9 protein-coding genes and 1 pseudogene are annotated in these 15,718 nt (G+C 35.7%); 6 read left to right on the top strand and 4 right to left on the bottom strand.

What is annotated here, in order from left to right; translation table 11 throughout:
• Positions 1 to 33: 33 nt before the first annotated feature.
• On the bottom strand, positions 34 to 3,297 hold the full coding sequence (locus DWZ63_RS15120) for a cellulose binding domain-containing protein (RefSeq protein WP_055944309.1): 3,264 nt from the start codon (positions 3,295 to 3,297) through the stop codon (positions 34 to 36).
• A gap of 173 nt (positions 3,298 to 3,470) precedes the next feature.
• Between DWZ63_RS15120 and DWZ63_RS15115 the strand changes: the two are divergent.
• The 4 genes and pseudogenes from DWZ63_RS15115 (at position 3,471) to DWZ63_RS15100 (ending at position 10,726) form a co-directional block, all read left to right on the top strand.
• Positions 3,471 to 4,868: pseudogene (locus DWZ63_RS15115) on the top strand (transposase).
• A 478-nt stretch (positions 4,869 to 5,346) separates the two neighbouring features.
• Positions 5,347 to 8,802: a DUF6240 domain-containing protein gene (locus tag DWZ63_RS15110; protein WP_118500330.1), complete on the top strand. Its 3,456-nt coding sequence runs from the start codon at positions 5,347 to 5,349 to the stop codon at positions 8,800 to 8,802.
• A gap of 42 nt (positions 8,803 to 8,844) precedes the next feature.
• Positions 8,845 to 10,230 (top strand): flagellin, encoded by a 1,386-nt coding sequence (locus DWZ63_RS15105; protein WP_118500329.1) that lies wholly within the window; start codon positions 8,845 to 8,847, stop codon positions 10,228 to 10,230.
• Between the two features lie 19 nt (positions 10,231 to 10,249).
• Positions 10,250 to 10,726: a flagellar protein FliS gene (locus DWZ63_RS15100; protein WP_118500328.1), complete on the top strand. Its 477-nt coding sequence runs from the start codon at positions 10,250 to 10,252 to the stop codon at positions 10,724 to 10,726.
• A gap of 252 nt (positions 10,727 to 10,978) precedes the next feature.
• On the opposite strand, the gene DWZ63_RS15095 is transcribed toward DWZ63_RS15100, so the two are convergent.
• From DWZ63_RS15095 to DWZ63_RS15085, 3 genes are all read right to left on the bottom strand, one after another.
• Positions 10,979 to 11,404: an HIT family protein gene (locus tag DWZ63_RS15095; RefSeq protein ID WP_118500327.1), complete on the bottom strand. Its 426-nt coding sequence runs from the start codon at positions 11,402 to 11,404 to the stop codon at positions 10,979 to 10,981.
• Positions 11,405 to 11,573: 169 nt separating this feature from the next.
• Complete coding sequence (locus DWZ63_RS15090; protein ID WP_118500326.1) at positions 11,574 to 12,635, bottom strand: SCP2 sterol-binding domain-containing protein; 1,062 nt, start codon at positions 12,633 to 12,635, stop codon at positions 11,574 to 11,576.
• A gap of 143 nt (positions 12,636 to 12,778) precedes the next feature.
• Positions 12,779 to 13,822, bottom strand: coding sequence for a rhomboid family intramembrane serine protease (locus DWZ63_RS15085; RefSeq protein WP_118500325.1), 1,044 nt, complete (start codon positions 13,820 to 13,822; stop codon positions 12,779 to 12,781).
• Between the two features lie 224 nt (positions 13,823 to 14,046).
• On the opposite strand from DWZ63_RS15085, the gene DWZ63_RS15080 reads away from it, so the two are divergent.
• Together DWZ63_RS15080 and DWZ63_RS15075 are read left to right on the top strand one after the other, a co-directional pair.
• The gene (locus tag DWZ63_RS15080; RefSeq protein WP_118500324.1) at positions 14,047 to 14,799 is read left to right on the top strand and encodes a hypothetical protein; all 753 of its coding nucleotides are present in this window, start codon (positions 14,047 to 14,049) and stop codon (positions 14,797 to 14,799) included.
• A complete protein-coding gene (locus DWZ63_RS15075; RefSeq protein WP_118500323.1) occupies positions 14,783 to 15,616 on the top strand; it encodes a helix-turn-helix domain-containing protein in 834 nt (277 codons plus the stop codon). The genes DWZ63_RS15080 and DWZ63_RS15075 overlap by 17 nt, the downstream gene beginning before the upstream one ends.
• Positions 15,617 to 15,718: the final 102 nt, after the last annotated feature.

Here is a 15,718-nt window from a genome sequence, read left to right as displayed (position 1 = left end):
ATAATTTTTTTCACATCTAACTATTGACATTTATTAGCTGGACTTATTTTTTGCGACAAAAATAGCATCGCACATCATAGGTAAACTATGATTTTTTACAAATGGATATATATCATGGTATTTTATATAATATTTTTCACCCCAAGATGATACTTGTAATCTATATGTATTGTCTTGTTCATTTGTTAAAATTCCTGTTATTGTAACATAATGTTCATCAAAATATTGTCGACTTCCTTCAAATTTAATTAAGGAGTTTTTTTCTAATTTAAACATTTCAGGTCCATGTTTTGTTTTATTACCTCGAATGTTTCCGCCTACAGATAAAATTACAGGATTTTTCTTTTTTAAGTTCGTCTTTATTTTTTTAAATAATTGGTTTGATTTTTTTTCGGAGGAGAATAACATTACATCAATATCAATATTATACAATTTTTCGGTTTTTCTTATTCTCCAATATGCTTTAAGTCCACGCTTTATAGTTAATGCTACGGCACCATTTAATAATGGAATATTATTGCTTAGTTCATCTACTGTTTTTTTATATGTAGTTTTGGAAAAAGGAGCAGATATTTTTTTTCCTTTTCTACTTTGATAAAAAAGTATATTTGCAGCAGCAATAATACCACAACCTTCATTGTTAATTTTTCCAGACCACCAACCTTGATCACCCCCATATGATAAATCAAAGTTATTCCAATTTTCATTCCATAATGTTTCTCCTAAACTTATATTGATTGGAACAAATTCTCTGTCATTTTTTATTCCTATTAATTTTGTTGCTTTATGCAATGGTTTTTTATCAATCTTATCATTATACTCATCGTTATCTGAGTCCTTTTTTGTAGGATTACTCCTAACAAAAGGAAAATAAGAGGCATCTATATATTCTTTTGTCCTTTTATTATATATGGTTTTATTGCCTGGCATTAATGGAGTTCCAATATATTTAATGCATGTAAATTCATAATAATCGCTTAGACCATCACCATCACTATCTTTTTTATTTTTATTCGTTTTTATTATTTTGCCGTTTGAGCAAAACATTCCCTTTTCTTCATATACATCGAATATGCCATCTTTGTCACTATCAGTTTTATCAATAGCACCCATAATGTTGTCTTCCATTTTAAACATAATATTTGATAAATCGCTTGTTTTTTCAACATTTTTAAAGGCTCCGCCTGTTTTAGTCGAAATTTTCTTCAATGCTGATTTGTTTTTCTTTCCAATAAGAATTGTATATATGGAAATCTTATTTTTCTTTGCTAAATTAACAATTTCTTGATTATATTCCAAATCTCCATCACATATTAATAGAATATCTTTTTTATTTCCGACATTTTTATATTCTTTTTCTGTGTATAATTTTATTGCTTTCTTTAATCCTTTATCTACATCAGTTTTTCCGCCAGCTTTAATTTTATTAATATCTTTTTTGATTTTCGTCTTACTTTTTTTGAATTTACCTATAATGTCAGCTTCTCCAGTAAATTTAACTACACTTAATCGATCTTTGTTTCTTTTGGCATCTGTAAACTCATTTAGAGCTTTCTTGGCATTTACAATTTCACTTCCTTTCATGCTTCCAGATGCATCAATAGTTAAAACAACATCTACAAATTTTTTCTTTCTGTTTGTTGTTCTATAATTTATTTCATTACGCCAGACGGCATACCATGTTTTTTTGTTGACGACCATATATGTACTGAAATGATTAGTTGTATAACTTATGGTATGTGTGGTTTTATCTAATACAGCTTCTTTATCATAAATTACATAATTATCATTTTTCTCATCATACCACAATATTGCAAGATCATCTTCTGATGTATTTCCTAGCTTTTCTGGATTATAATTAAATGTAATAGTGGCTTTATCAAGTTTACCAGTACAATTTATGTTTATTGGGACACCTATTAATCCTTCAACATTGCTTGACAAAATATCTTCACCAAATACATTTTCAATTTCTGTATTTTCTGTCGCATCTCCTGTGACATTCATTTTCAATGTTACATTAGTAATTGCACCATCATTTGCATTTTCGTTTATATTTTCTGATATCTTTTGCTGTACAAATTCTTTATCATCAGTAATTCCATTGTTATTTGTATCTTTTTTGCAAGGATTAAATTTTAATGCTATTTCAGAACCATCTAATAAGGTGTCACCATCAGTATCATCAAGCAAGGGATTTGTTTTATATGTATTTATTTCTTCGCCATCATTTAAACCATCACTGTCCGTATCATTTTCTCCAGGATTTAAACCAGCCGATACTTCATATATATTTGTCAGACCATCTTCATCCGTATCTTCGTAAGCATCAGAAATACCATTGCCATCTGTATCAATATTTGTCGGATCATATCCTAATATATATACTTCCAGTCCGTCATTTAAGCTGTCACCATCGGTATCAGGATTATTTATATCGGTTCCATAAATAAGTTCTGTTGCATCATCAAGTCCGTCACCATCGGTGTCTGTATCGTATATAATAGAATTATCGTAACATTTCATTTCGAAATTATAGGGAATAGCTGCTTCATCGACACTTTTGGCTTGAAATCCAAATGTATATTCTGAATTTGCATCAAGATTTTGTGTCCATCCTGGATTTCTAACTTGATATATATATTCATTATCTTTCTGTTCTTGTTCCTCCAAGGAAGCACCCCACATATTATATATTTTATTTTTATATGTAAATTTTAATGACCAATCTGTTATTGTTTTACTAGAAATATTTTTTATTGTGATATTAGCAGTCAACTGTCCACCTCCTGTACTTGTAATTGCAAATGATGTTTCATAATTATTTTTTGGAACTTCTGTTTCGCAGGTAGTTAATTTGAAAGTTTTTGGAAGTGATACTAAATTATCTGTATATGATGCTGTATATCCAAATTGTACACTTGAATTTACTGCTATATCCATATTCCAGTTGTTGTTATTTATCAAATACAATCCATTCTCATTATTTGCGATAGTTGCATTCCAAATATTTGTAATATTATTTGTTTCCATATCATAAAGTAATGCCCAATTGTGAATTGTACTTGTTCCTGTGTTTTTTAGGGTGACACTTACATTATAGGCACCGTTCCATAATGAGGTTATTTCGTATATTACTTGAAAACTGTCACCGTCATATTTTATAGTGTCACCTGTTTTTACATTAGTTGAATTTTGTATTTCATCTGCTTTTACAAAATTAAAATGATAATTATCTGCTAGTGTGCCAACTAACATACATAATGTTAAAAGTGTACATAATAATTTTTTCTTCATAAAATCTTTCTCCTTTCGATTTAAGTATATTTAGGCGTTTGCGAAACATCAAGCCTCGCATAAATACGGGATATTTTTCATTACAAAATAAAACAACTCCTCACTGATTTATGGTAAAATAGAATTGACTATAAACTACTAACCATATCCACCAGTAAAGGAGTCGTACTTATATGATAACATACAAACAGCTTTCTTTGGCAGATATTTTTTCAGATTGCCAAAATAAATTTGATAACAACAAATATGAGTTTCTTTCCATCCTCGATGAAACCATAAATCTTGATGAAATTGTCCCAACATCTTTCGTTTGTCATTTTCATGCTGCCACCGGCAGACCACATAAGCATCTTCTTTATCCGATGCTCAAAGCTCTGTTATTACTGCTTATTTTCTCGATTCCAACCACATCCCTTCTGATTGTATTCTTAAAATACTCTCAGGAATTACGGGATTTCTGCGGTTTTGATGTTGTTCCAGATGCCTCTAAATTTACCCGTTTCAAACAGGATTTTCTTTTGGACTTACAATCCATGTTCGATCATATGGTTGAACTGACCGAACCGATATGCCAAAAAATTGATAGCCAAAAAGCTTCCATGCTGCTTTTCGATACATCAGGCATCGAAGCATGGGTTACTGAAAATAACCCGAAATATGCCAACCGTATCATAAAGCAGCTCAAAGCATTTAAAAAGGCAAAAGGACTGGATGATTCCTACGACCCTTACAAAGCAGCCTATGGCTCCATGCCTTCTCATGCTGCCGCAAATCCTGCCATTCAGCAGATGTATGTGAACGGACATTTCTGCTATGCCTATAAATTTGGCATTATAACAAACGGACTTGGTATCGTCAGAGATATAAGCTTTTACAACAAAGACTTTCTTGCATCCCACCCCGAAATCGTTATAGAAAAAAAGCCGATTCTCCTGATGAAGATAAAAGCCTTGCAGATGCAAAAGCACTGATTCCTACCTTAATGGATTTCTTCAAAAAGCATCCTCTTATCAATCCAAAAACTTTTCTGGGTGATGCTGCTTTTGATTCCATTGAAATTTATAAATACCTGTTACAGGAAACATCCTTTGAAAAGGCCTGTATTCCGCTGAAAAACAAGCTGAAAATTGAAGGGGTTGATTATACTGTCAATGACAAAGGCATTCCCTGTTGTCCACATGATCCCTTTCTTCCAATGAAGCGTGAAGGAAGCAAATCCCATCTGCGTTGCGGACTTCCAACTATGAAATTCGTCTGTCCAAAAATGAAATGGGAATGGAACAGTACTACTAAGAAATCCAAGCGTGTATGCTATTGTGATAACCCATGCACAACTTCTTCCTGCGGAAGAATGATTTACATCTACCCTGAAAAAAATCTTCGTGCTTACCCCGGATGTGTTCGTGATACGGAAGAATGGGATTCTACATACAAAATACGTGTAAATGTAGAAAAAGCCATTAACCACTTTAAAGACAGTTTTTGTGTTGCAGGTCGTAAGACACAGAATGAAGAAACTCTTCATTCTGATTTACTGCTTGCAGGGATTGCACAGCTGCTCACTGTCATAGTAGCTGATAAAATTCATAAACACCAGTATATCCGTAGCTTGAAGCCGTTAATAGCATAATCTTCTATATTTCCCACCTGTTTTACAGGCAGATAATTCTATCTGCTTTGTTTTTATGCAATAAAATCCTATTTCGCATAAACATCTCTTTAAAATCCAGCTCTGCTGGATTTTTCCCTATTGGAATCAAGATTTCAAACTTGTTTCGCAATTACCTATAAGTATATTAATACAATAAAGGATTTGTTGTTTGGTATTATATCATAAAAAGTGTTAAAAATGAAAGTATTGTTTTTTGTCCTTAGAGGTCAATTTAATGAATTGAGAGATAATTTTGGGTCGCTTTGTTAATAAATGTTTGTTTTTATAAAAAAAGTAAAAGTATGATATTGTTTTTATTCTCAAGAAATTTACCACTTTAGCCGAAATAAAAGTATAGATATTTTATTTATAAGTCATAAATGAAAGGTGAGAAATCGATGAATGTGAATATAAGAGACATATACAACAGGACGGCAAATATGTCCGGCGGCAGGGCAGGAGTTTTAAACGGTTCTATGCTTGCGATAGGAAGTAAGGGGCAGGTTGTTGAAGGTGTTGTATCGAAAGTTTCAAATCAGATTTCCATCAACTTTAATGGTGTTGAGGTGGCAGTACCAAAGACCGCAGTACAGAATGCCAGGGAGGGCGAAACTAGAAGATTTAAGATCATGGATGTGTCTAAAGATAATATCGTGCTGAAAGAAGTTGGAAACGGTGGTTTGGCATCCGGAGCGGTGGCTGTCAGTCATACGATGGTAAGTTCGGGTGTAAATTCAGGCACTTATGGTTACAGAACGGGCACTTCAGGCAGTTCGGAAAGTAAGGATGCGGCAGCAGTCAAAACTGAGATGAATAAAAATCTTGCGGTTCTTACAGGGGATGATTACAAATCTGTTGAGGAGTCAGAGGGTTCTGTTGATAAATGCGAGGAAGAATATGTTGACAAAGCTGTTGAAAAGATGAAACAGCAGAAACTTGACAATGAGCAGAACAGGGAAGAAAACAAAAAAGATATTGATGAGTTTGAGGAAGAACTTAAAAAAATTCAGGCAACAGGCTCTCTTGATGCAAAGGCAGAAGCCGGTCTAAAAAAGATTTTGGAAAATTCAGGTATTCCGGTCACGGCGGAAAATATTTCAAAGATAGTGTCTGCACTTCAGATGAGTTCTTCTGCACTTAATATGTCTGACGATACAAAGGCATATATTGTAGGTAACTCGCTTACACCAACGATAGAAAATATATATCATGGTCAGTATTCTGGAAGTGATGCTTTTGACGGAGAGGTCTATGACGCTGAAATCTGGGAACAGATAGAGCCACAGGTTGAAAGGCTTATAGATGCAACAGGGCTTGATAAGGAGAGTGCTGCAGCAGATGCAAAGTGGCTTTTTGCAAATGACCTTCCGGTCACGGCAGATGCACTTAAGACAATGTCCGTATTAAATGATATAAGTTCTGATATGTCAGCAAAGACGGCATTTGAACAGATACTTCAGTCTGTTGCGGCAGGGGCAGAGCCTGAGCAGGCATCACTCGATACATCAGAGTTTGTTATAGCGAGAAGCATTATAAATAATTTTGCGGCGATAACGGATGCGGATATATCAACGGCAGTAAAAGCTGCGGTTGGTGACATTGCATTTGCAAATGAAAATTATTCAGGTAACGGTGTATTAAATCTTGAACTTTTAAGACAGGCGGCAGCCTGCAATAAGACAAATTCAGGGATTGCTGATATTGCTTCTAATAATATTCCGACTACGGTAGTTGAGGAAATGAGCGATATGCAGGTTGAAGAAGTCATGGCAAAAAGATATGTCGCAGAGATATGTCTTAAGATGACTACACAGTCTGTTATGAATATGAGACAAAAAGGAATAGATATTAATACTGCTCCGCTCGAACAGGTAGTGGAGGAATTAAGAAATGAAGAAAACGCTGTCTACACGACAGGTGCAGCAGGTGATGTGAGTGACGATGAACTCAGTCTTTTACAGGAGACTATGCAACAGAAAGCAGATATTGCAAATGCACCGGCATCACTTATCGGAAGAACGGTAAGACAGCAAAATCTTCTCACATTAAATGAACTTCATGCGGCAGCTTCGAGTGAGACTTACGGCAGGCAGCAGTATGGACAGCTTTATGAGATGGTTTCTACACAGGTAGATGCTTCTTATGGTGACTCAATCCAAAAAGCATTTGCGAGTGTTCCAAATCTTCTTAAAGAGCTTGGCATGGAAGATACAAATGCAAATGAAAGGGCAGTAAGGATTCTCGGCTATAACGGTATGGAGATAACAGAGGAGAATGTGCTTTCAGTTAAGGAATACGACGCTGTCTTAAACAGGGTTATCGACAATATGAAACCATCGACTGTCCTTGAAATGATAAGGCGGGGTGACAATCCGCTTGACACCTCGATAAGTGACCTTGATAAGAAACTTTCGGATATAAATGCCACGAAGGATTTAAGTACAGAGGAAAAATACAGTAAATATCTCTGGCAGTTACAGAAGTCGGGGGATATTTCAGAGCAGGAGAGAGATGGATATATTGGTATCTACAGGCTTTTAAACAATATTGAAAAGTCGGATGGTGCAGCAATCGGTGCAGTCTTACAGTCTGACAGGGAAATGACGCTTGGAAATCTTTTGACAGCGGTAAGGACAATGAAAAATCATGGTATCGACACAAAGATAGATGATGATTTTGGCGGACTTAAAGAGCTTAATTTTATGGCTTCATCAATAACAGAACAGATAAATGAGGGCTTTAGTGCAGCACATATAGAAAATCAGGAGAATGGTTCTGAACTTTCAGGCAGAAACAGACAGGCTCAAAATCAGTCAGAGCAGACTTCGCCAGATGTGCAAAACACTGATGTTTCAGAGGAAGAAAGCATTAAGGGAAGATATTTTGACACTCTTGTTTCAGATACGCTCGATGAGATTTCGCCGTCAAAACTTGATGAGGTTGCAAATGGTGATATAGGTAGTGTACTTAATACATCACTTGAAATGTTTGCACAGCAGGTTAAAGAGGCTGACGGTGACAAGGAGATTGAAAAGGCATATTATGATGCGAAAGCAGAAAATGTCAGAACTCTTGAAGCTGAGAGCGGTCAGATAAGAGATATGCTTGCAAATCTTGATATACCTGCGACAATGGAAAATATTGAGGCGGCATTGAATTATATCGAAAATTCGTATAATCCTTTAAAAGAGAGTTATAAGCGTAAAGATGTGCTCGACAGTGAGAAGCAGACAGAGTTTGAAGAATTGACAGACAGTATGTCAGAGGTGCTTGATTCTGAGGAAAGTATTCAGGAAAAGTGCAAACAAGCCGAAAAATATATGGAAGATATATTAAACAGGTCATATGAACAGCCTGATATAAGATATGAGGATTTAGACAGTCTTAGAAGTCTTTCTAAGGGAATAAATTTAAGTATGCTTATGGCAGAGAGAAGAAGTTATGATATTCCGATAAAAACAGGTGATACTATTACAAATATGAATGTCACCATTATACCAAGTGACGATGACAATGGTAAAGTAAAGGTAAGTATCAGAGGAAACAGTTCTGATGAAGATAATGTTTTGCGGCTCGGTGATGTTACGGCAGAAATTAAAGTTGTGGGAGAGTCTGTTAAGGGATATGTTTTTGCTGGTGAAAGGCAGGGTTATGAACTTTTGAAAGAATCATCGGATAAGCTTACAAAAGCATTAGAAACTGCTGGATTTGAAGTTAAAAATATATCATATGGAATGAACAGAGTGTCACAGACAGACGGGCTTATGGCAGGTAAAAGCGATGCAGATACATCAGCTCTTTACAAGGCTGCAAAGATAATAACGGCACATTTGGTGTCAGTGTCAAAACAGTAAAACAGAAAACGGATTATATCAAAGAAAGGAAAGGGAATTTTCATGAAAATAAATCACAATATATCAGCTCAGCTTGCAAATGTAAATTTAAAAAAGAATGATAACAGATTATCTTTAAGTATGCAGAAGTTAAGTTCAGGATATAAGATTACAAAAGCGGCTGACGATTCAGCAGGACTTGCAATTTCAAACAAAATGCGCACACAGATACGCGCACTTGACCGTTCAGCACAGAATGCGGAAGACGGAGTATCAATACTGGAGTCAGCAGATGGAGCATTATCAGAGATTCATAGTGTATTACAGCGTGTGCGTGAACTTTGTGTACAGAATGCAAATGATACATATACATTAGAGGATAGGGAGACAGCTCAGAAAGAAGTTGACCAGCTTATGGATGAGATAGACCGCATTTCAAGTACGACTGAGTTTAATGGAAGAAGCCTTTTTGATGGTTCAGCATCAAGAACTATGTCAAGCAGTGTTGATGGAGTGAAGGCAGTATCGGTGTCAATGGAAGCAACGGCTGGAACATACAGTTTTACGGTTGTAAGCAATGCAACGGCTGCATCTGTTTCAGGTATTTGGAATAAGATTACAACTCCTGCTGCGAAAGATACTTCTTTCTCAATAAATGGTGAAACGATAAATATAACAAAAGACGAGCCGAGAGAACAGATAGAAAAAGATATTATTGAGACTTGTCAGAAGATGAACTTAAGTTATAGTACATCCGGAAGAATTACATCAAATGCTGCCGGAGATGATTATTATGTTGAAATTAAGTATGAAGACGGTACAAAACAGAAAAATGTTGGAACAAATGCTGAGGTAACACTAGGACAGGCTGCGGCAGGTCAGACGGGATTTACAGACAGTGCAAGATACACTGCAAAAGGAAATCTTTTGAATATAATTGATGAGGAAGGTGTTGAGATGACGGTCGAACTTCCGTCAGGTGATAAGGCATTACCAAACAATAAGACCGTAAGAATGAAAGTATATGATGCAGGATATATGACAATTCAGATTGGAGCAAACGAGCATCAGACACTTGATATGGATTTTCCTACTGTATCATGCGATGCACTTAAACTCAGGGATCAGAATGGAAAAGATTTATTAAATGTCTGCACAAATTATGGTGCTTCTAACGGAATAGCACTTGCAGATACGGCAATCAGACAGATATCGACAGCGCGTGCTAAGCTTGGTGCATACCAGAATCGTCTTGAGACGACAGTTTCAAGTTTAAATGTGTTTGGAGAAAACATGACGGAGTCAATGTCAAGAATCATTGATACAGATATGGCAAGCGAGATGACAGAATATACTCAGCTTACCGTATTGCAGCAGGCAGCAACATCAATGCTCTCACAGGCAAACAACAGACCACAGACGATAATGAGTCTCCTTCAGGGTATGTAGGAAGCGAGGAAAGTAAAAATTGACAAGTGAAGAAAAAAGACAATTTACTGCACGCATATCACAGGCAAACAAAAGTGAGCTTGTAGTGATACTATTTGAAATGTTTGATTATTGTATAGAACAGGCAGAGGATGGTTTTAAAACAGAAGATTTACAGAAAGCAGACAGTTATCTTAAAAGTGCAAAAGGTTGTGTTAGTGAATTAAGGGGAAGTCTGGATATGGGATATGAGATTTCGCATAATCTGTACAGTATATATACATATGTGAACAGACAGCTTACTGCTTCAATAATCAAAAGAAAATCTGTAAATATAGACAATGTAAAAGAAAACATGAAAAAACTTCGCAAGTCATTTGAAGAAGTAGCAAAACAGGATACATCAGGTTCAGTAGTACAGAACTCCCAAAAAGTATATGCCGGACTCACTTATGGAAAAGGAACGCTCAATGAAGTGTTTATGGATAATGAAGCTGTAAGAGGGTTTAAGGCTTAAGGGGGTATGGTGTTATAAACGGACGCAGGTCTTTATATATATTTTACGCTCAGACACGCTTTCGCTCGGATAACATCGTAGCAGCACATAAATGAGCATAGTACGCTCATTAAGTGCTGACGATGTTATAACGGTCTTCGCTGCAAAATATATATTAAAGACCTGCTGTGCGTTGGGGACGATTAGGTATAGAGCAATTATGGATATTTATTGTATATAGAAAAATATATTCCCTGTTCCTGCGTCCGTATATTAATCTGTTAAGTTTGCTTTTATTTCCTCAGCAATTTTCCCGCCGTCAGCACATTCTCCCTGTGCCCATTTAATGTCGATGTTGTCGTTTTTCATTCTTGGTATGAGGTGCACATGGAGGTGAAAGACTGTCTGTCCTGCTGCCTCACCATTATTCTGAAGTACATTTAATCCATCGTAATCATAAGTTTCTTTAATAGCTTTTCCACATTTTTTAGCGATTGCAAATATTTTCTCACCGTATTCTTCAGGTAGTTCAAAAAGGTTTGCTGCGTGTGTTTTAGGTAAGATGATGGCATGACCTTTTGCAGCCGGTGATGCGTCAAGAATTACCTTAAAGTCATCATCTTCGTAGATTGAGTTTGTAGGTATCTGACCGTTTGCAAGTTTACAAAAAATACAGTTGTCATCAATATGTTTGTTCATAATAATCCTCATTTCTGCACACATTTTTTGCATATCAAGTTTGTGTCAAGTGTGCACAGACACAAACTTGTGTGTGAAAAATTTATTTTTCACACTACATTTTTACTCTAATATAAAAAATACTATATCTGCATAATTAACACAGCACATAATCAGTTTTGCAATCACTTTAAAAATTAAATATCCTGTCAAATGACTTAAGAATATTAAAATTGCCTTTTGCTGTTACGGAACCTGTCATAAATGCTTCCTGGAGTGTTATCTCTCCGGAAATAATTCTGTCTATGACAATATGATTTGCTTTAAGCGTAGCTGTTGCATCCGGCTTTTCTCCATAGTAGCAGTTTAATTTTGAATTGTCCATATCAAGTACCAATGTCTGATTTTGGTCAGATATATTTAATGCAAAAGAGATTGCCGTATCGGGAATAGGATTAAAATGCGTTCTAAATGCATTAATATATTTGTCGTCATCCCCGTTTTTATTCAATATGTTTGCAAATAAGGATGCAGTATCAAGTTCGGTATCATTATCTGAAGTGGAAGTGTCTGTATCATCATCCATAAGATTTTTGAAAAGCTGTGTAAGTTCTTCAATATCCTCTTTCTGCCTTTTAACATAATTATCATCTGACACATACATTGAAAGTTCTTCGCTTTCCTGTGGTGTAAGTGTCATAGGTTTGACAGCTTGTGAAGTCTCTACAACGGCATTGCTGCTAGATGGAAAAGTTACCATTTTTTTTGTGAATGTACGGTAAAAATTTTCAGCCTTTTTCTCTATCAACATTCCATAGTCATTGTTGGTTTCAAAATCAACAGAACTGCTTACATATGCACATATTCCGTCACAAGGTGTGCCGCCGAGTATCTCCCATGCTTTGGTGAGCGTTTGGTAAGCTTCTTTTTCACCATAAGTTGTGGAAAGGACAACAGGCATCATATAGAGTCTGCGGATTGCATCTTTGTCTCCGTAAAGCCAGCAGGCATCAAGAAACTGCTGCAAAAGACCTCCGATACCAAACCATTCGACAGATGCGGTGATTATAACGGCGTCTGCTTCCTTTAAGGTTTTTGGAAGTACGGAAATACCGTGCTTATCTTCGTAAAGATTATACCGTTTGACATTTACATTAAGTTCATCAAATACGGTTGTAAGTTTATCCATAACATATATTGACGGGTCATCGATAAGACCTCGTCCGCCATAATAAATATTTATTGTAGTCATATGTTCCCTCATTTCTTTGTTGTTATGATGTGCAAAACAATTTATTTTGTTTATTTAACACTATCAGGAAATTATTTTCCGATATGTTGGGATAGCAATTAATAGTGTTATGAGCAGTTAGCAGAGCAGATTGCAAAATCCGCTTAACTATATTTTGCATATTTTATGCGTATAGAATATAAAACAAATGCGATTAAAAAGCCGGATACTATTCCGCCGATATGTGCAGCATTATCAACGCCCTGACTTGTAAAACCGCCATAAAGACTTAAAAATGCCACAAAAATAATTTTCATAAGGTCAAGACTGTGTGCGTGGAAATAATTTATCAGTATGACGGCTATCATCCCGCCGGTCATGCCAAAGATAGCACCCGATGCTCCGACTGTCTGCACATAGTCATTATTTGACATATTATAAAGCATAGATGTTAAGCCTGCAATAATACCTGATGAAAAATAAACAATAATATAATTTATTTTGCCGACTGCAAGTTCAAAATAGCTTCCGATAACTAAAAGCACTATCATATTGTTGTATAGATGGTCGATACCGGCGTGCACAAACATTGATGTAAAAATACGGTAGTATTCTTTTTTATTGAAAAAAAGATCCCAGCCGAGTGCAAATTTATCGGATATGTCTTCTGAACCCGGAGTGGAGATTATTGACATGACTATAAATACAATAATATTTATTGCAACAATTCCTAAATTTACAGGGGCAAGTTTAACATTTACTTCTTTGTCCAGTATGGAAGATGATTCATTGTCAGAAGCGGAAACATCTAACGGCTTTGTGGTAAGCATATTTTCAATGGGGTTTCTTAAAGTAAGAAATTCATCACAAGCCGTTTCAAATATCATAAGCTGTTTTTGTGACGGGATTATGCGCCAGCAGCTTACATTATCAGTTAAAAGTCGTTTGATACAGGTATCATCTTCGCTTATCAGAAGATACAAAAAACGGTATCTGAGACTATTATTATTTGTGGCAAAAGTTCGTATCTGTCTTGAAATATTTTCAAATTGTTCCCTTGAATATAGATTTCCCTTTGTCTCATCGACGGTCACGATGGCAAGAGTTTCGTCATCACTGACTTTTATGTTTAGAAATATTCCGGGGGTATTTAATATTATCGGTTTAAAATCATTTTGAACATAAATGCTGCTCAACAAATCTGTCATAAAAAACCTCGCTTTAAATTTGATTTAACAATATCATGAAAGTGGCAGAGTGGATTGCGAATATCTGCCGGACTTTTAAAATTAGTATAGCACAAAATCAGTTACTTTTGAACTTTTGTCGAAAATCTATACTAAATGACGCATGATTAGGGGTAGAAAAGGGGCGGACAAGGTCGTACTATATATTCGGTACCAAAAAAGAATAAAAGACTGGAGGGAAGAACATGAAGTTTTTTCTGGAGCATTATGATGGTGTGCTTTTGATGCTTGGAGCAGGTGGTATCACAATTTTAGCAAAGACTATAGTGGCGTGTATATATACTGAACTTTTGCATCAGGTACATCATATTTCTACAACTAAGAATAAATGGATGAAAAACACGATTTCTAAATATGAGACTACATATAAGATGAATCTTAAGATAAATGATACAAAGAGTTTTGTTTTTATGCAGATGAAGGATGTAAAGTATTTTGGGATAAATCTGTATAATCTGAAAAATACCGGAATATATGGTGCGGCAGTCACAACGGTAATCTATGTATTTTACATGATCGGGGGATATTATGAGAGTGCGTCAGTGCAGTGGTATATAAAAATGTCGATTGCGTCAGGAATGGTGCTTCTTGCAATTTTTATTTCTGAACTTTTTTTGCAGTTAAAAAGAAAGGACAGAATGTTAAGACAGGAATTGTATGATTATATTGAAAATAATATGAAACCGCATCTTTTAAAAAGTATGGTTCAGTCTCAAAAAGCTGCTGATGAAAAGAAAAAACAAGACGAGGCAGAAGCGGCAGTGGCAAATGAGAACAATTCTTTACAGAGTGTTGATGCAGGGCAAATGAGTGATAAAAATAAACTACAAGAGGGAGCCGCTTGTCAGAAAAAAGCTTTTGATGAAGATGCTTTCGACCGTGAGGAAATTGAATTGTTTGAGGAAATTATGGAGGGAATATATGGAGAAGAAATATAGTATTTCAGATGCATCAAGGCAGGTTGAAGTTGAAAACCATGTTTTAAGATACTGGGAGGAGGAACTTGGATTAAACATACATAGAAACTCAAAGGGGCATAGATTTTATACGGACAGGGACATAAAGATACTCCGTGATGTTAAGGATTTAAAGGAACAGGGATTTTTGCTCAAATCAATCAAACTTATTATACATGATATTGATAATGTAAGAAAAATGAATCCAAATGAGCAGTATAAATTGCGTGAGGAGTTAAACCAGAAAATTCAGGATGAGGAGGAAAACAACTCCAATAAAGCAAAAACTGTAAACGGTTTTATGATTTCAAGAAGTCAGTCTGTGCAGACGGACAATGTTGTGCAGTTGGAAAACAAAAATATGTCAGGAGCTGCCGGACAGGTACTTAATATTCAGAAAGGCGAACTTGGACAAACGGCTTTTAAACAGGGGGAACAAAGAAGTGTTGCCGTACCTTCCGAGGAAAAAATAAAAAGGTTTGAGCTGATGCTCAGAAAAATGGTTGCAAATGTCGTGGAGGAGGGGCAGAAAGAGTCTGAGCAGAGAATATCGGACAATGTATCAACAAAACTTATGAAAGAGATAAATTATATAATGATGCAGAAAGACGAGATGGCGGCAAAACAGACAAAACTGCTAGAGGAGATACTTCAAAAAATTCAGTCACAGAGTTTGGAGGAGGTAGCAGCGACAAGCCAGATAAAGCAGCTTAAGACAAAGGAGAAGAAAAAAGATGATAAAAAGGATAAGGTTAAGGAAAAAGGTAAAAATAAAAGAGGACTCAGGATTTTTGGGTAGCATCAGTTTCTTATCATTTACCCACAAAACTGTCAAAATCCGCCGATTTATATATGTAACAGTTCAGCCCCTCATTTATTACATTCGTAAACCTGCCAGCAA

It is taken from the genome of Clostridium sp. AF34-13 (assembly GCF_003477845.1).
Lineage (GTDB): Bacteria > Bacillota > Clostridia > Lachnospirales > Lachnospiraceae > Butyribacter > Butyribacter intestini.
This window is presented reverse-complemented; position numbering and strand designations above follow the sequence as displayed.

Bases quoted from the DNA above. Each gene is read 5' to 3' on its own strand.
- DWZ63_RS15120 (WP_055944309.1), bottom strand. From the start codon at position 3,297: ATGAAGAAAAAATTATTATGTACACTTTTAACATTATGTATGTTAGTT.
- DWZ63_RS15110 (WP_118500330.1), top strand. From the start codon at position 5,347: ATGAATGTGAATATAAGAGACATATACAACAGGACGGCAAATATGTCC.
- DWZ63_RS15105 (WP_118500329.1), top strand. From the start codon at position 8,845: ATGAAAATAAATCACAATATATCAGCTCAGCTTGCAAATGTAAATTTA.
- DWZ63_RS15095 (WP_118500327.1), bottom strand. From the start codon at position 11,404: ATGAACAAACATATTGATGACAACTGTATTTTTTGTAAACTTGCAAAC.
- DWZ63_RS15090 (WP_118500326.1), bottom strand. From the start codon at position 12,635: ATGACTACAATAAATATTTATTATGGCGGACGAGGTCTTATCGATGAC.
- DWZ63_RS15085 (WP_118500325.1), bottom strand. From the start codon at position 13,822: ATGACAGATTTGTTGAGCAGCATTTATGTTCAAAATGATTTTAAACCG.
- DWZ63_RS15080 (WP_118500324.1), top strand. From the start codon at position 14,047: ATGAAGTTTTTTCTGGAGCATTATGATGGTGTGCTTTTGATGCTTGGA.
- DWZ63_RS15075 (WP_118500323.1), top strand. From the start codon at position 14,783: ATGGAGAAGAAATATAGTATTTCAGATGCATCAAGGCAGGTTGAAGTT.